15 protein-coding genes are annotated in these 16,849 nt (G+C 59.9%); 7 read left to right on the top strand and 8 right to left on the bottom strand.

Annotation, left to right across the window (positions count from 1 at the left end):
- The first annotated feature begins 122 nt into the window (after positions 1-122).
- Positions 123-887 (top strand): extracellular solute-binding protein, encoded by a 765-nt coding sequence (locus VSR68_RS35040; RefSeq protein ID WP_342944219.1) that lies wholly within the window; start codon positions 123-125, stop codon positions 885-887.
- A 57-nt stretch (positions 888-944) separates the two neighbouring features.
- Here the strand turns inward: VSR68_RS35040 and VSR68_RS35035 are convergent, their stop codons facing one another.
- A complete protein-coding gene (locus tag VSR68_RS35035) occupies positions 945-1,718 on the bottom strand; it encodes an SDR family oxidoreductase (RefSeq protein WP_342944140.1) in 774 nt (257 codons plus the stop codon).
- Positions 1,719-2,165: 447 nt separating this feature from the next.
- On the opposite strand from VSR68_RS35035, the gene VSR68_RS35030 reads away from it, so the two are divergent.
- Positions 2,166-4,826 (top strand): heavy metal translocating P-type ATPase, encoded by a 2,661-nt coding sequence (locus VSR68_RS35030; RefSeq protein ID WP_342944139.1) that lies wholly within the window; start codon positions 2,166-2,168, stop codon positions 4,824-4,826.
- A 152-nt stretch (positions 4,827-4,978) separates the two neighbouring features.
- Positions 4,979-5,872, top strand: a complete 894-nt coding sequence (locus VSR68_RS35025) for an MBL fold metallo-hydrolase (RefSeq protein ID WP_342944138.1) — start codon at positions 4,979-4,981, stop codon at positions 5,870-5,872.
- Between the two features lie 143 nt (positions 5,873-6,015).
- Here VSR68_RS35025 and VSR68_RS35020 read toward each other — a convergent pair whose 3' ends face one another.
- The 7 genes from VSR68_RS35020 to VSR68_RS34990 form a co-directional block, all read right to left on the bottom strand.
- On the bottom strand, positions 6,016-7,152 hold the full coding sequence (locus VSR68_RS35020; protein ID WP_342944218.1) for a branched-chain amino acid ABC transporter substrate-binding protein: 1,137 nt from the start codon (positions 7,150-7,152) through the stop codon (positions 6,016-6,018).
- Between the two features lie 349 nt (positions 7,153-7,501).
- Positions 7,502-7,942, bottom strand: coding sequence for a Cu(I)-responsive transcriptional regulator (gene cueR, locus VSR68_RS35015; protein ID WP_342944137.1), 441 nt, complete (start codon positions 7,940-7,942; stop codon positions 7,502-7,504).
- A gap of 154 nt (positions 7,943-8,096) precedes the next feature.
- Complete coding sequence (locus VSR68_RS35010; protein WP_342944136.1) at positions 8,097-8,540, bottom strand: DUF3331 domain-containing protein; 444 nt, start codon at positions 8,538-8,540, stop codon at positions 8,097-8,099.
- Positions 8,541-8,633: 93 nt separating this feature from the next.
- A complete protein-coding gene (locus VSR68_RS35005) occupies positions 8,634-9,023 on the bottom strand; it encodes a BON domain-containing protein (protein WP_342944135.1) in 390 nt (129 codons plus the stop codon).
- 143 nt (positions 9,024-9,166) lie between these two features.
- Complete coding sequence (locus VSR68_RS35000) at positions 9,167-9,424, bottom strand: heavy-metal-associated domain-containing protein (RefSeq protein WP_342944134.1); 258 nt, start codon at positions 9,422-9,424, stop codon at positions 9,167-9,169.
- Between the two features lie 179 nt (positions 9,425-9,603).
- Complete coding sequence (cueR, locus tag VSR68_RS34995) at positions 9,604-10,068, bottom strand: Cu(I)-responsive transcriptional regulator (protein WP_342944133.1); 465 nt, start codon at positions 10,066-10,068, stop codon at positions 9,604-9,606.
- Positions 10,069-10,070: 2 nt separating this feature from the next.
- The gene (locus tag VSR68_RS34990; protein ID WP_342944132.1) at positions 10,071-12,518 is read right to left on the bottom strand and encodes a heavy metal translocating P-type ATPase; all 2,448 of its coding nucleotides are present in this window, start codon (positions 12,516-12,518) and stop codon (positions 10,071-10,073) included.
- A 227-nt stretch (positions 12,519-12,745) separates the two neighbouring features.
- On the opposite strand from VSR68_RS34990, the gene VSR68_RS34985 reads away from it, so the two are divergent.
- From VSR68_RS34985 to tehA, 4 genes are all read left to right on the top strand, one after another.
- Positions 12,746-14,476 carry a copper resistance system multicopper oxidase gene (locus tag VSR68_RS34985; protein WP_342944131.1) on the top strand — a complete coding sequence of 577 codons (1,731 nt, stop codon included), beginning with the start codon at positions 12,746-12,748 and terminating at the stop codon, positions 14,474-14,476.
- Positions 14,473-15,453 (top strand): copper resistance protein B, encoded by a 981-nt coding sequence (locus tag VSR68_RS34980; protein ID WP_342944130.1) that lies wholly within the window; start codon positions 14,473-14,475, stop codon positions 15,451-15,453. Before VSR68_RS34985 ends, VSR68_RS34980 begins: the two co-directional genes overlap by 4 nt.
- Before the next feature lie 84 nt (positions 15,454-15,537).
- The gene (locus tag VSR68_RS34975) at positions 15,538-15,798 is read left to right on the top strand and encodes a heavy-metal-associated domain-containing protein (RefSeq protein WP_342933333.1); all 261 of its coding nucleotides are present in this window, start codon (positions 15,538-15,540) and stop codon (positions 15,796-15,798) included.
- Positions 15,782-16,849 carry a dicarboxylate transporter/tellurite-resistance protein TehA gene (tehA, locus tag VSR68_RS34970; protein WP_342944129.1) on the top strand — a complete coding sequence of 356 codons (1,068 nt, stop codon included), beginning with the start codon at positions 15,782-15,784 and terminating at the stop codon, positions 16,847-16,849. Before VSR68_RS34975 ends, tehA begins: the two co-directional genes overlap by 17 nt.

The following is a 16,849-nucleotide window of genomic DNA, read 5'->3' as shown; positions in this document are numbered from 1 at the left end:
CGCCTGGCGCCCGTTTATAGGCCGTGACCTGCGAACATGTTCCGCGCATCTATCCGTGACCTGCCCCCAACGACTGGGAAATTTAAGGAGTATTCGTGAATCGTCGCTATTCGAAGTTCGCCATGCGAGCTTGCGCAACTCTCGCCACCGTGGTGGCGTTGTCCATCTCGTCAGTCCACGCATCGGCTCAATCCGCGCTGCATGTCTACGGACCAGGCGGCCCGGCACCGGCAATGAAGGAAGCGGCCGCAGCGTTCGAGAAACAGACAGGCACGCATGTCGATGTCACGGCTGGACCGACGCCCTCATGGATCGATCACGCACGCGCCGACGCTGACCTGATCTACAGCGGCTCAGAAACAATGATGTCGGACTTTGTCGTGGCGATGGGCGATCAACTCACGCCTCAAGCACCGATACCGCTGTATCTTCGTCCAATGTCAATACTCGTTCGCCCCGGCAATCCTGGTCATATTCATGGCCTGGCGGACTTGCTGAAGCCGGGCGTAAAGATTCTGGTGGTCAATGGCGCGGGGCAGAACGGCGTATGGGAGGACGTTGCGGGCCGGCTTGGAGATATTCGCACCGTTGCGGCGATGCGCAGCAACATCGTGAGCTTCGCAGGCAATAGCGCGGCCGCGCGACAGACGTGGATGGCGCAGCCCGACATCGACGCTTGGCTGATCTGGAACATCTGGCAGGTATCGAACCCCTCGCTCGCCGAGACAGTCCCGATCGAGCCGCGCTACGCAATCTACCGCGACACCGGCGTGGCGGTGACCAAACACGGAGCGGAAAATCCCGCTGCCCAGCAGTTCGTGGATTTCCTCCGTTCCGATGCGGGTGCGGCGATTTTTGCCCATTGGGGCTGGGTCACCGGAAGGTAAGTCGGGGAAACGAGCGGTGGATAAGGGCAAGCGCGTGATGACGCCTGCCCGTCCGGATCAATTGCGGCCGGCCATCACACCACCGTCCACGTCCCAAGTCGCCCCGGTAACCCAACTCGCCTTATCCGAAAGCAAGAAGGTAACCACTTCCGCAACGTCCTGAGGGGTGCCGATACGGCCGATCGGGTGAAAGTTATCGAAGCCCTGCAGAGCGCTATTCACTTCATCCTTCGGCATGAACTTCTCGTAGATCGGGGTCTGGACTACTGCTGGCGACACAGTATTGACACGGATGTGTTTCGGTGCCAACTCCATCGCCAAGTGCTGTGTGAGCGAATGCAGGCCGGCCTTCGCCATCGCGTATGCCGATGCCGGCATCGCAGCGATGGCCTGCTGCGCACCGACCGAACCAATGTTGACGATCGCGCCGGAACGACCTTTTTCAACGAGGTTCGCGGCTACCTTCTGCGTGATAAAGAAGAATGATTTGTTCAGCGTCAGATACTGGTCGTAATCCGCGGCCTGATGCTCGAGGAACGGCTTCGGGAAAAACACGCCAGCCGCGTTGACCAACAGGTCGATATCGGCATGCTGCTCATCGATGGCCTCGAGCAGCGCCGCCAGTCCTTCATCGTTGGACAGATCCGCGGCCAATGCCGCAACCGGGCCCGTTGCGGCCAGTTCCTTGCGCGCCTCCTCGGCCTTGTCCGCACGGTGTCCGACAATGACCGCACTGCCGCCTTCGGCAAGAACCATGCGGGCCGTTTGCAGGCCAATTCCGCTCGTGCCGCCGACGACCAGCAGTTTCCTACCCTTGAATTGATTGCTCATCTTAGTCTCTCCACCTGCTAACTGTCAGGATTCGGTTGAAGGTAAGCAGGCTGACGCCACCGCTGCTCGGCGGGCGGTCGCATCTCATTAACGACGAGAAGGAGCATTCGCGAAGCCAGCAAACATAGAAAGCAAAACTATTGATGCTCGTGATCTAAAGGTCTATCCGCACCACGCCTTTCGCTCATGTTTTGGCGCTCTATCAGCCCTGCTTTTTGACATTGTTCTCTCATTCCATTCCATATGCAAACGAGAGAAAGTGTCTTCCACTGAAACGAAATCTTTATATCGCGTCCGAGCCGACCCGTGCTTGACTTTGCCACGATAGCAATGTCTAGCCTACTCGACACGGTGAACGAAGGGCCATCAGTCGGCTATTGAACGAACGCCCCATCCACTTGGAACGTGCTCGTCCGCGTTGGCAGCCGATCAATTCAGGAGATTTATATGTCGTCAAAACCTGTTCGCAACACCTCTTCGGATGAGGAACAGCTCGCCTTTCGCGTCGAGGGAATGGATTGCGCAAGTTGCGTAGGCAAGATCGAGACCGCGCTGGGTCGTATGGACGGGGTATCCGACATCAGTGTTCAATTCGCCAGCGAGACCTTGTCGGTTAGTCGCACGCGGTCCGGCAAGGCGACGGCGCTGGACATCGTGAAAAAAATCCGAACGCTCGGTTTCGATGCAACGCAGTTGCCGTTGAGTGTGGTTTCGCATTCGGGTGCGGTCGATGCATCGCAACCGAACGATGATCCTGTACACCATCGCGACGCCAGCACACCCCATCGCCGCACGTGCAGCGATGCACACGATCACGGTACGCATCATCACGAAGAGGGACATCAGCACGAGTCGTGTGAAGTCCAACCATCGTCCGGCAAAACACTATTCGAGTGCGCAACCGGCATGCCGAATGTCACGATGCGTGTTGAAGGCATGGATTGCGCAAGTTGCATAGGGAAGATCGAGACGGCCCTTTCACGCATGCCAGGCGTCTCCGATGTCCAAATCAATTTCAATGCAGAAAGTTTGGCGCTCTCCCTCGCCTCGGGCGCTTTCACGCAAGTCGCAGACATCGAAAAGACGATCAAGAGCCTAGGCTTTGGCGTCTCGGGCGCCCGGCACGACAGCACCCCGGCCGATACATCACGCAAAGCAGAGGCTCCCTCCCGAGCTCAGCGCTGGTGGCAAACAAAGAAAGGGAAATTGGTTGTCGGCATGGGAGCGTTGATGGGAGCAGCCTACGCTGTAGCCCACTGGCTCCCGGAATATGCGAACTGGATCTTCACAGCCGCCGTGGTCGCCGGCGTTTTCCCCTTCGCACGCAAGGCTTTGGCGCTTTCGACCTCCGGCTCGCCTTTCTCCATTGAGATGCTGATGACGGTGGCTTCGCTGGGCGCACTCGCGCTTGGACAATCGGCGGAAGCCGCTGCCGTCGTGTTCCTGTTCGCAATCGGCGAGTTGCTCGAAAGCGTGGCCGCGGGCCGGGCACGTGCAGGGATCAAGGCGCTCGCGGCGCTGGTGCCCAAGACCGCGATCTTGCTTGATCAGCAGGGAAAGCAGCGCACCGTGGCGGCCGCGGATTTGCAGGTTGGCGACGTTGTCCTGGTGCGCCCAGGCGATCGTGTTCCGGCCGATGGCGTCGTTCTCCACGGAGCATCGAGCATCGACGAGTCTCCTGTGACGGGAGAATCGGTCCCGCGCTCCAGGACTCTCGGCGAAAATGTCTTTGCCGGATCGATCAACGTTGAAGGTGCACTCCAGGTGCGAGTCGAAAAAACGACTGCCGACAATACCATCTCGAGAATCATTCAGCTGGTGGAACAGGCCCAATCCTCCAAGGCGCCCACGGCCCGATTCATCGAGAAATTCAGCCGATATTACACGCCTGCGGTCATGGTTATCGCTGCCGCAGTTGCCGCTCTCCCTCCTCTGGTCAGCGGTGGCGACTGGAATACATGGGTCTATCGCGGCTTGTCGCTGCTACTGATCGCCTGTCCGTGCGCACTCGCGCTCTCGACACCAGCCGCCATCGCCTCCGGGCTTGCCGTCGCAACGCGTCGCGGCCTTTTAATCAAGGGCGGCAATGCGCTGGAAACGATCGGACGCGTACGCGCCGTGGCGTTCGACAAAACCGGCACGCTGACCGAGGGTAAGCCTCGTGTGACCAACGTTGTGTCCGTCCGCCCAGGCGGCGAAAGCGAGGTTCTTGCTCTCGCGGCAGCGATCGAAACCGGCTCCAGCCATCCGCTCGCCAAGGCGATCGTCGCGCACGCCGCAGAGGCTGACGTCGCCATCCCCCCTGCCTTGAACGCCTCGGCGACGCCGGGCAAGGCTGTCCACGCAACCGTGAATGGGCGAAAGTTGGCGGTCGGGTCTCCTTCGTACGCAGCCCAAGCATGGAATCTCTCAGCGGAATCGCGCCAGCGCATCGAAGCATTGGAAGATGGCGGAAATACGGTTGTCGTATTGCTCGACGAAGAGAACAGCGAAATGATCGGGCTGCTTTCCCTGCGTGACGAACCTCGACGGGACGCACGCGAAGGCGTGGCGTTGTTGCAGCAAATGGGCATACGGTCCATCATGCTGACCGGTGACAACAACAGGACTGCGCGCGCTATCGCCTCCCAACTCGGTATCGAATGGCAAGCGCAATTGCTGCCCGCGGACAAGTTGCGTCATGTCAGCCAGATGAAGCGCGATGCCAAGGTGGCCATGGTCGGCGACGGCATCAACGATGCACCGGCACTTGCAACTGCAGACGTCGGCATCGCCATGGGAGGCGGCACTGACGTCGCCATCGAGACGGCGGATGCGGCGTTGCTCAAAAGCAGAGTCACCGATGTCGCTCACCTCGTCGCGGTCTCGCGCGCGACTATGGCGAATATTCGACAGAACGTCACCTTCGCACTTGGCCTGAAAGCATTGTTCCTGATCACCACCGTGCTGGGTATGACCGGCCTCTGGGTTGCGGTCATGGCCGATACGGGCGCAACAGCACTTGTCACGCTCAACGCGTTGCGTCTGCTGAGATTCGGCAAGTCGCGAGACGCGAGCGGCGGACGTGATAACGGCATGACGCCACGCCCAGCTGCAACCGTGAGCTAAACCAGCCGACTGGGAAATCGCTAGAAGACGCAGATGCGCCGCGACAAGTTCAGTCGCGGCGCGTCTGTTTTCTCGACTCGAACAACATTTCAATGGCTCTCGGGATCACCTCTACCCGCACCCGAGACAATCTCACCAGGAGAATCGCATCCATGTCCATACAAGCTCTGGCAAAGACGGCATGCTTGATTTGCGCCGCCGTGATTTCGGCAAGTGCGTCGGCCTCGCCGACGAACTCAGTCGACGAGTCCGGCAGCAACGCACACATCGTATCGTTCCAGCAGATTCGCAATGCAACGATCAAGGTCCGATACGGAGAGACCACGTTCTTGGTCGATCCGATGCTTGGACCCAAGGGATCTTATGCGGCTGCACCCGGCGCATTCAACGAACAGATTCGAAACCCGACTGTCGATTTGCCGATACCGATCGATGACGTGACGAAAGCCGATGCGGTCATCGTTACGCATTTGCATCTCGATCATTGGGACCAGACAGCAAAGGAACGTTTGCCCAAGGACATGCCGATCTTCGCGCAAAACGACCAGGATGCGGAAAAGATTCGAGGCGCAGGTTTTCGCGACGTGCATGCCCTCGATACGCCTACTGAGTTCAAAGGGGTCCTATTGACCAGAACGAACGGCCAACACGGCAGCGACGAAGCGATGGAAGTCCGCGGAAAAATGTTGGGCATGGTCCATGGCGTCGTGTTCCAGCGTCCTCACTTCAAAACCGTGTACGTGGCTGGCGACACGGTATGGAATCAGGATGTCGAGGCCGCCATTACCACCTACAAACCCGATGTTATCGTCTTGAATACTGGCTACGTGCGCTTCAAGGACATCGAAGGCGCAATCATCATGGGCAAAGAGGATCTATACCGCGCGAGCCAGGCGGCTCCGGACGCCTATATCATCGCCAGCCACATGGAGGCGTTGGGCCACGCCATGCAAACGAGAAAGGAATTGGCGGAATTCATTTCCGCGAAAAAACTCGACCCCAAGCGTGTGCTCATTCCAGCCGACGGGCAAGGCTATGAATTCTAAGGGAGTCGAGTCAGGGATGGCATAGCTACTCGTCGTCGCCCATTCTTAGGAAAGCCCCCGGCAGTTGGATCGTCGCCGAACTGTCGGGGTGGTGTAACGTAGACGAGGCGCATCATTCGAAGCGCCCACCTATCGCGGGCTCCCTACCGAGCCACCGACCTGTCGTTCCATACTCCCTGCCCGAACTGACGCACGGTGATCGCCCCATTGCGAATGTCCCCGCTCTCGTCAAACTGGATCGGCCCCGTTACCCCGTCGAATTTCACCGCCTGAAGCTTTTGCATGTACACCTTCGGATCGGTTGAGTTCGCTGTCCGCATAGCTGTCGCCATCGCCATCACAGCATCGTACGCATACGGAGCGTAGAGTTGCACCGGCACGCCGAAGCGCTGCTGGAACCGCTTGAAAAAGGCCGGCCCCTGAGGCATGCGCGACGGCGGTACACCCGCCAGCGTGCAGAACGTGTTGACGGTCATCGACGACCCAGCGAGCGCGATGAACTGCGGCGTGCAGGACTCATCGCCTGCAATGAACGTCGCCTTCAACGCGAGCTTCTGCATTTGCTGGACGAAGGCCGCGGCCTGCGTGTCTCCCCCTGTAAACGCGATCGCGTCCGGTTGATGGCTCTTGATTGTCGTCAAGACCGCCTTCCAGTCGGTTGTCTTATCCGTGCCAAATTCCCGATCCACGACTGTTCCGCCTGCTGCCTTGACGGCCTTCTCGACCTGGTCCGCAAGACCTTGCCCGTATGCCGTACGATCGTCGACGATGGCGACCTTGTGCGCCTTCAAGTCATGAACGAGATACGTGCCGATCACCGAGCCCTGTCGCACATCGTTGGCGACCATGCGAAACACACTCTTGAATCCCTGCTGGGTCAAGAGAGGATTGGTCGCCGACTCCGTGATCATGGGAATCCCGGCGGCCGCGTAAATTCGCGACGCCGGAATCGACGTACCGGAATTGGCGTGCCCTACCACACCCGCCACGCGATCGTCGATCAGCTTCTGCGCAACCGTCACGGCAGTCTTCGGGTCTGCCGCGTCGTCCTGCGAATCCAGAACAAACGTCACGGCCTGTCCGCCGATTTTTAGCTTTTCGCTGTTCAGATCCTCGATCGCGAGCCGCACGCCGTTTTCGTCGTCCTTGCCGATATGCGCGAGTTCACCAGTAAGTGGTGAGACCTGTCCGATTTTCACGGTTGTATCCGCGAACGCAGCAAATGGTTGCACTACGGCCAGCGCAGCAATCAGAGCAGAAGTAATTCGGTGGATCTTCATGGGCGGTCGGTCTCCAGTCTCCGCGTTGAGCACGCCCCTCGATCACCGCCACTCTCGTGTACGTCAATGTGACCTCAGGGTATGGCGCTCATGGTATGCATTGCGATTTGGAGAAAGGAATCTGAATTGCTCCGCGAAATGAGCTTTTTTTTCATCCCGAGCCCTTAGCATTGTTCTTTTTAAAGGGCCAGACCGCAAAGGCCCATCAAACGGACGTGCGATCGACCTAGAGCGATGATGCCTCAAGCACGTATCGTTTACCCGCGATGAAGACGGTCCATTCCAAGGCGCGCCAACCGCGACTTTTCTTTGCGCGGTTAGTGATCAATGACCGGACTGTCGCCGTTTGTCAGGCAGGGGACTCCTTGGTGAAACCGTTGGCAGCAATGGCGCGCACCGCCGCTCCGGATGCGAGCGACTCGATAATCGGACAGTCCGGCCTGTCGTCTCCGTGACAGCAGTGCAGCAACTGTTCGAGCGCTGCCTTCATCTCGTTAAGCTCCCTCATTTTTTCGTCGAGTTCCCTGAGGTGCGCCTGCGCCAGTGTCTTTACCTGCCGACTGGAGCGCTTGCGGTTCTGCCATAGGTCGAGCAGTTCTGCGATTCGCCCCAGCGAAAAACCGAGGTCCCGACCGTTGCGGATGAACCGCAGCCTGCTCACATCCTTGTCGCTGTACTGTCGGTAACCGCTCATTGAGCGACTCGCTTGAGGCAAGAGCCCCAGACCTTCATAGTGCCGAATCATCTTGGTCGAGACGCCGGATGCGGACGCCACTTCGCCGATGTTCATAGTCAACCTCCCTTTATCTCGCCAAACGTGCCATCGGTGTCACCGCCGACGCCAACGATGCAGCATCAGTGCATTGCCGACGAGCTTGTCCTCCGTCAGCGTGCCCGTCTTGTCGAACGCCACAACGGTCACCGGGTAAGTCTGAATCGGAATATCATGCGCCAGTGATCACTAAGTCGGCGCAATCTCCGATCGTTTCCGCCAGAATCATCTGATAACAGCCTGGCGGCACGCGCATATCGCGTAGTCGGGGGCGAAACACTCGGTCGCCGCGATTGATGGTGCGCCCAGTCAATGCGCAGATCGCGGCGACGGGGGCGCGGCCGCTGCACCAGATCTGCTCTGTGTATCGACCGACACACGGATCGCTCCACGAAACGCTAATCGTGAATGGCGACAGCCGGTCCACGACCATGATGTTGGAAGGCCGCTTCGCCGGATGCCGATGATCTTCAGTGACAGGTGGACATACCCTGTTGCGACGTTTATCGAGTATCACCGATTGGTCTTTCGCAGGCGCATTGAGCTGCTCGGCAGACGGACTAAGAACATTCAACAACGTGCGGAGCACGCGATTGTCTTCGGATAGTTCGGCCATCGATCCATCTCCAGTAGCTTCCGCGGACATGGTGAGAAAGCAGAAGCCCGTTCATGTGCGCGGCAGCCAAACTTGGCTGCCGCGCTGACGGCTTTAATGTCCGCCTTCCTGGCGCACCGTCAGCTTGCTGCTAACTGAGGTGACACCTTCCACTTTCTGCGCCGCATCGACGGCCAGATCGTTCTGCTGCTCTTCCTCAGTATGGCCAGCCAGCGTCACGTGCCCCGTCTTGGCATCACCGAACACGGTGATCGACGTTGCATCGAGGCCCTTGGTTTTGGAGAGAGCCTTATGAACGGTCTTGGAGAATACACGGTTGGCTGCGCGAACCGCCTTCTTCGTCGTAGTTGTCTGCTTGCTCGTCGCAACGCCGGTGGCGTCCGACGCGGACACCGCCGGATCTGCAGCGAACGCCGTGGTATAAGTCATAGCCGCAACAGCAAATGCAAGGCCGCTCTTCAGAACGAGTTGTCGAAGCTTCATGATTGATCCTTTTATTTGATGTTAGATAGTGGACGTTTCAGATTTAAAAATAGGTGAATCAACGGGTGTAGGAGGCGCCGGTAGACGCCAAATAGCTATCATGGTGCTCACCGCGAGCGGGCGACGCTGTGAGCGAGCAACCCTTAGTGCTGCGGTCCACAGCAGATCTTCGCCTGAGTGCATGCGTTGGCGCTTTCGCCCTCGACTTGAACGGGCGTGTAGCCGGCATCCGCAATGGCGTCGCGCAACTTGTTCGGATCGACATCGGTCGACTCGATCGTCACCCGATGTGTGACCGGATCGACGGTAATCTGCGCACCGCCGTCCACAGCGTTCAGTGCCTCGGTAATCGCACCGACGCAGTGGCCACACGTCATGTCATTGACTTCGAAGACAATCATGAGCTTTCTCCTGATGGGTCTTGTTGATGAGATGTTAGAACTATCCGGCTTCCCATCGTTGTAATGTCAAGAGGCTTTTAGCAACGAGGCTCAGAGGGTCCGTGGATTGAATTTGAATCCTATTTTTCCACGAGCGGCCGCCTGAGCATTACAACGTTCGATACACGGAATTCTCAAATTCAACGCATGGACTTCCGTCGCTTGTCGGGCAAGATTTTTCGGACAGGGCTATTGGAGGTACCGTCTCGCATGGCTGCTGTCGTCGCGAGCGACTCGATGATTGGGCAGTCCGACGTATCGTCGCCGTTGCAGTGGTGCACCAAGTGTTCGAGCGCGGCCTTCATCTCCTGAAGCTCTTTGAGTTTTTCGTCGAGTTCCGCGATGTGCGCCTGCGCCAATGCCTTGACCTGCCGGCTGGAACGCTCCCGGTTCTGCCATAGATCGAGCAGACCACCAATCCGTTCTAGCGAAAAACCGAGGTCGCGGCAGTAGCGGATAAAGCGTAGCTTGCTCACATCCTTGTCACTGTATTGCCGGTAACCGCTCATCGAGCGGATCGCCTGCGGCAACAGCCCGAGACCCTCATAGTGCCGAATCATCTTGGTCGAGACGCCGGATGCCGCCGCTACTTCGCCGATGTTCATAGTCAAGCTCCTTGCGTCGGGCCAAGCGCGCCGGCGGCGGTCGCCGCGCCCCGCCAACGACGCAGCATCAGCGCATTGCTGACGACGCTGACACTGCTGAAGGCCATCGCAGCCCCGGCAATGACCGGGTTCAACAAGCCCAAAGCCGCCAGCGGAATACCCAGCACGTTATAGGCGAACGCCCAGAACAAGCCCTGTTTAATCTTTGAGTAAGTACGCTGCGAGACATCGAACGAATCCGCCACCAAGCGGGGATCGCCGCGCATCAACGTGATGCCTGCCGCTTCCATGGCCACGTCGGTGCCCGTCGACATCGACAAACCAACGTCCGCCGCCACTAGAGACGGCGCATCGTTCAATCCGTCTCCGACCATCGCCACGATGTGGCCTTGCCTACGCAGGCCATCCACGATCGACGCCTTGTCACCGGGCAACAATTCGGCACGGACTTCATCGATGCCCAGGTCTCGCGCCACGGCATTGGCACTGCCCTGGTTATCGCCGGTCAGCATCACCGTCTTGATGCCCAGCTCGCGCAGCCGCTTGACGGCCGCATACGACGCGGGCTTGACGGTGTCGCCAAAGGCCAGCAGCCCCAACACGCGAGTCCGACTTTCCTCTTGCGCCAGCAACCAGGAGATAGTCCGCCCTTCCCCCTCGAGGCGCTCAGCCTCAGACAGCAGCGCTCCCGGAGCCGCATCAGACTCCTTCATCAACCGCGTGCTGCCCAACAGGAGCTGCCGGCCGCGCACGACGGCCTGCACACCGCGGCCGGGCAGAGCCCGAGCTTCCTGTGCCTGCGGCACGGCGATACGCTCATCGCGGACCTTCTCCATCACCGCATGTGCGAGCGGATGGTCACTGGTCTTCTGCAGTGCGGCCGCAAGCTGCAGCACCTCTTTCGAATCGCCGGCGTCGGCTGCCTCGATCGCGACCAACGACGGCTTGCCTTCGGTCAGCGTGCCCGTCTTATCGAACGCCACGACGGTCACCGAGTGGGCCACTTCGAGTGCTTCCGCGTCCTTGATCAGAATCCCCTGACGGGCGGCAACGCCGGTGCCGGCCATGATGGCCGTCGGCGTGGCGAGGCCGAGCGCACAGGGGCAAGCGATCACAAGCACCGCGACCGCACTGATCACGGCATGCTGCACATCGCCGTTGTAAATGAACCAGCCGACGAAGGTCAACAGCGCCAGCCCGAGGACGACGGGGACGAAGACCGCACTCACGCGGTCGACGATGCGCTGAATCGGAGCTTTTGCCGCCTGCGCCGACTCCACCATGCGGATGATTCTGGCAAGCGTCGTCTCAGCGCCAATGGCCAGCGTGCGAACCTGCAATACACCTTCCTCGTTGACGGAACCGCCGGTCACCTTGTCGCCGGCAGCCTTCGCGACCGGCAAGCTCTCGCCGGTGATGAGTGACTCGTTGACGTGGCTGCGACCGTCGATGACTTCGCCATCCACCGGCACCCGCTCTCCGGGACGGATGACGACGATGTCGCTCACCGCGACCTGCTCGACCGGCGTGGAGACTTCGACGCCATCCACCAGGACGCGAGCGACAGTCGGACGCAGCGCATTCAGCGAGCGGATTGCATCGGCCGTCTGCCGCTTGGCACGCGATTCGAGCCATTTACCGAGTAACACCAGAGTAATGACCGCAGCCGATGCCTCGAAATAAAGATCCGGCGTATCGCCGTTGCGGTGCTGCCACAACAGGAAAACCGAGAGCCCGTACGCCGCACTCGTGCCCAGCGCGACCAGCAGGTCCATGTTGCCGCTGCCCGCCTTCACCGCTTTCCAGCCGGCGCGGTAGAAACGAGCGCCTAGCCAGAACTGCACCGGCGTCGCCAGCGCCAATTGCGCCCAGCCCCCCAGCTCCCACTCGATGCCGAACAACTGCAGCAGCATCGGCAGCAGCAGCGGAAGCGTCAGCAACGTACCGGCGAGCACCGGCCACCATTGCGGAAGACTTGCCGCAGCCGGCGCGGTCGATGCCGTCGATGCGGCATCGACCGGCTTTGCTACGTAACCGGCTTTTTCGACAGCCGCGGCCAACGTCGCGAATGACACGCCGCCATGCGCCGCAACCGTCGCCTTTTCAGTCGCCAAGTTCACCGATGCGGCCGAGACGCCGGGAACCTTCAGCAACGCCTTTTCCACCCGGCCCACGCACGATGCGCAGGTCATGCCTTCGATCCCGAGTTCGATCGGGCTGGAGCGGACATCGTATCCGGCCTTGCGGACGGCGTCGGCCAGCGCCCCGACGTCCACATCGGCAGACGCCCGAACGGTGGCTTCCTCGGTCGCGAGGTTGACCGCCGTGCTTTCGACGCCCGGCAGCGCCTCCAGCGCCTTCTCAATGCGCGAGACGCAGCTCGCGCACGTCATACCTTCGATGGGCAGCTTGAATTCTTTGAATTCGGATGTTGAAGCGGTCGTACTCATGAGGGTGATCTCCGTTTCGTTGGTGTTTCGATGGAGAACAGCTTCATGGTTCCCATCATCGGAAGGTCAAGCGGGGCATGAAAAAAATTTTCGATTACGTCATAGCGTTCGCAATAGCTCTATTGACATTCCGACGATAGGACGCTCTACAGTCCCGCCGTCTCATCGAAAAAAACCAGTCGAGAAATCTCATGGCTCATCGACTGCCGTAGATCACGGAGAATTCCATGCAAAGTCGAAATCCGCCAACCAGTACGTCGCGGCGGCGCTTCGTTAAAGGCTTGGCCTTGGGCGGTGCCGCTGCCACACTTGGCCTACTCCAGTCCTCGCGCACCTGGGCGCTGACCAGCCCCGACCAGCCGACCGTGCTGAGCGGCACCGATTTCGCGTTGGATATCGCCGAGACCCCTGTCAACTACACCGGCCATTCACGCTTGGCCACCACGATCAACGGCAGCCTCCCGGGACCCACGCTCCGCTGGAAGGAGGGAACCACGGTGACGCTGCGCGTGACCAATCGGCTACGCGTGCCGACTTCCATTCATTGGCACGGCATTCTTGTTCCGACTGAGATGGACGGGGTGCCCGGCCTCAGCTTTCCTGGAATCGCACCGGGCGAGACCTTCGTCTATCGCTTCCCCGTGCGGCAGGCCGGCACCTATTGGTACCACTCGCATTCGCGCTTTCAGGAACAAACGGGAGTGTTCGGTCCGCTGGTCATCGAACCGGCTGGGCAAGATCGCATTGCGGTCGACCGCGACTATGTCGTCATGCTCAACGATTGGTCCGACGATGACCCCGAGCACATCTACGCCACACTGAAGAAGTCGGGCGATTACTACAACTACGCCATGCCCACAGCGCCGGATTTCTTCCGCGACGTGCGCGACCACGGGCTGAGCAAGGCATTAGCCCGGCGCAAGATGTGGGAGCAGATGCGCATGAACCCGACCGACTACAGCGATGTGTCGGGACAGATCTATACCTATCTGACGAACGGACACTCGCCGGCCGACAATTGGACGGGAATTTTCAAGCCCGGCGAAAAGGTGCGACTGCGCTTTATCAACGGCTCGTCGATGTCGATCTTCGACGTGCGCATCCCGGGCCTGAAAATGACCGTGGTCAGTGCCGACGGACAGGATGTGGAGCCGGTGAGCGTAGACGAGTTCCGCATTTCCATCGCTGAAACCTACGACGTGATCGTTCAGCCCGAAGACGACCGCGCGTACACCGTATTCGCCCAATCGATCGACCGCAGCGGCTATGCGCGCGGCACGCTCGCGCCGCGCCTCGGCATGCAGGCGGACGTCCCGAAAATGGACCCGGTCGGCTGGTTGGACAAGGTGGACATGATGGGCGCAATGATGATGGGCGGGATGCATGCGCAAGGCGGAATGTCAGGGAAGCCCGGAATGGGGATGATGGCTGCGACGCCGCCCGCGCATCACGCTCGTACCGAATATGGGCCTGGTGTCGACATGCGTGTCGATATGCCACGCACCAATCTCGACGACCCGGGCGCGGGTCTGCGCGGCAACGGCCGCCGCGTCCTCACCTATGCCGGTCTGCATACGATCGGCGGGTCTCTGGACCCGCGCGAGCCGAACCGCGAAATCGAACTGCACCTTACCGGCAACATGGAGCGGTTCATGTGGTCGTTCGACGGCGTGAAGTACTCTGGTGCAAAGCCGGTTCACTTGAGAACCGGGGAGCGCGTGCGCGTCGTGCTCGTCAACGACACCATGATGAATCATCCGATCCACCTGCACGGCATGTGGAGCGAGCTGGAAAATCCGTCCGGTGGTTTTCAGGTGCGCAAGCACACCATCAACGTGCAGCCTGCGCAACGTATCGCCTATGGTGTGACGGCCGATACGCCGGGACACTGGGCCTACCACTGCCATATGCTCTATCACATGTTTGCGGGCATGTTCCGCGAGGTGGTCGTGTCATGATTAAAAGACGACAACTTACCGCCATGATCCCGCGGCGCTTTCTGTGGCTCGCGGCGGGACTGCTGGCCGCGCCGACCCTATCCATCGCCCAAGTGGTTCAGCCCCCCGCCGACAGTTCGATGCCCTCGACGAACGCTTCGTCGCATGATGAAAATTCAATGGGCGGCATGCAGATGCCTCCCAAGATGAACTCCATGCAAAACGGCAACGCTGCGCCGCACGGCAAAAACCCGAGGCCCACGCAAATGGGGTCCATGCAGGGCGGCAGCGCACCGGCCAACGCGCGCAGCCCCGACTACTCCGACGGTGTCAGCGCCAGTTCCGAGCCGGGTATGGACATGGACGACGCCGCGCCACTGGGCATGCTGCAGTTCGACCAGTTGGAAGTGTTCCACGACAAGGACACTAACGGGCTGGCTTGGGAAATGCACGGATGGTACGGCAACGACATCAACAAGCTATGGGTTCGCAGCGAAGGGGAACGTAGCGGCGGTCACTTTGGAGATGCCGATGTCGAGGCGCTCTGGAGCCATGCGCTCGCGGAATATTGGGACACGGAACTCGGCATACGCCAGGATTTCGGCGATGGGCCGGCCCGCCATTGGGCTGCATTCGGTGTACAAGGCATCGTGCCGTACAACTTCGATATCGAGGCCACCGGCTACGTCGATCCAACAGGACGAACTGCTGCTCGCGTGCGCGCGGAGTACGACATGCGCTTCACCCAGCGGCTGATCTTGCAACCGGACCTCGAGGTCAACGCGTATGGGCGCTCGGATCCTGCCCGGGGAATCGGCGCTGGGATCTCCGACGCCCAGTTCGGCTTGCGTTTGCGTTATGAGATCAATCGGCGCGTCGCGCCCTACATCGGCGTTGAGTGGAAACGCCACTTCGGCGCCACCGCTAATCTTGCCCGTGACGCGAATCAAGCCGTCTTCGATCAACAGTGGGTTGCCGGCATTCGCATTTGGTATTAGTTGCTAAAAGCCTGTTGACATTACGACGATGGGAAGCTCGATAGTTTCATCGTCCCATCGACACAACCCATTAGGAGAACTCTCATGATCGCCTTTGAAGTCAATGACATGACGTGTGGCCACTGCGCCGCTGCGATTACCGACGCACTGAAGGCCGTCGACAATCTCGCGAAGTTTACTGTCGATCCGGCCAAGCATCGGGTGACAATCGAGTCGACCCAAGTCGATCCGAACAAGCTGCGCGATGCCATTGCCGATGCCGGTTACACGCCCGTTCAAGTCGAGGGCGAAAGCGCCAACGCATGTACCACTCAGAAGAAGAGCTGTTGTGGACAGCAGCACTAACCGTTGCGCGCTCGCCGCGCCCACCGCTCGCGATGAGCATGCTCACTGCGATGAGGCGGCACCCGCGACGACGCGCTTCATGCACCTTTGCAGGGCACATATTCCGGCGTCGCACTTCGGAATAGTGCTAGGCGTCTCCGGGCTAGGGCAGGCATGGCGAATGGCGGCTCGGCTATGGGCCTTGCCACCCGCTGTCGGAGAAACGCTTCTCGCTGTCGCCGGGTTGGTCTGGGCCGTCCTCGCCATCGGCTACGTATGGCAGGCCATCCGAAGCTTCGATAGCGTCAAAGCCGAGTTCCTGCACCCTGTGCAGGGCGGCACGCCCGCGTTGTTGGCGGTGTCCACGCTGCTCGTCGCCATGGCAGTGCTCCCGTACTCGGTTCTCTTGGCGTGGATTCTGGCCATGAGCGGCATCGCGTGGCACGTGGGCTTCTCTCTCTGGCACACAGGAACGCTATGGCAGGGCGGTAGAAACGCGGAGGACATGGTGCCGACCCTGTACCTGCCGACCGTTGCAGGTAACTTTACTAGCGCAGCGGCGCTGGGTTCGTTGGGATGCCCGGACTGGGGGTGGCTATTTTTAGGTGCCGGGCTGTTCTCATGGCTGGCCCTCGAGTCGTTGGTAATCCATCGGCTATGGCATTCGACAGCCATACCCGCGCGTCAGCGCCCTCTCATCGGCATTCAGTTCGCCCCGCCGGCCGTGTGTGCCATGGCTTGGCTGGCATTGTCTCCAAGTAGCACGGACCACTGGCTTCTCATGCTTTGGGGTTACGGGCTCTTCCAGTTGCTGCTTGGCTTACGCCTCGGATCATGGCTCGGCGTTCAGTCCTTCATCCCTGCCTACTGGGCCTATACGTTCGGCGTCGCGGCCGCCACGGTTTGCAACCTCAAGCTCGCACAGTCGGGCGTTCGATCGGCGCAAGTGCTGGCTATACCGGTATTCGTCGGCGCCAACCTTTTCATAGGATACCTGTTGATACGGACCATCCGTCTGCTCGTCAAAACGTGGGCATCCACTCGGCGACTATCCCCTGCTGCGCCGGACTGA

The sequence above is a fragment of the Paraburkholderia phymatum genome, assembly GCF_038900715.1.
Classification (GTDB): Bacteria; Pseudomonadota; Gammaproteobacteria; order Burkholderiales; family Burkholderiaceae; genus Paraburkholderia; species Paraburkholderia phymatum_A.
This window is presented reverse-complemented; position numbering and strand designations above follow the sequence as displayed.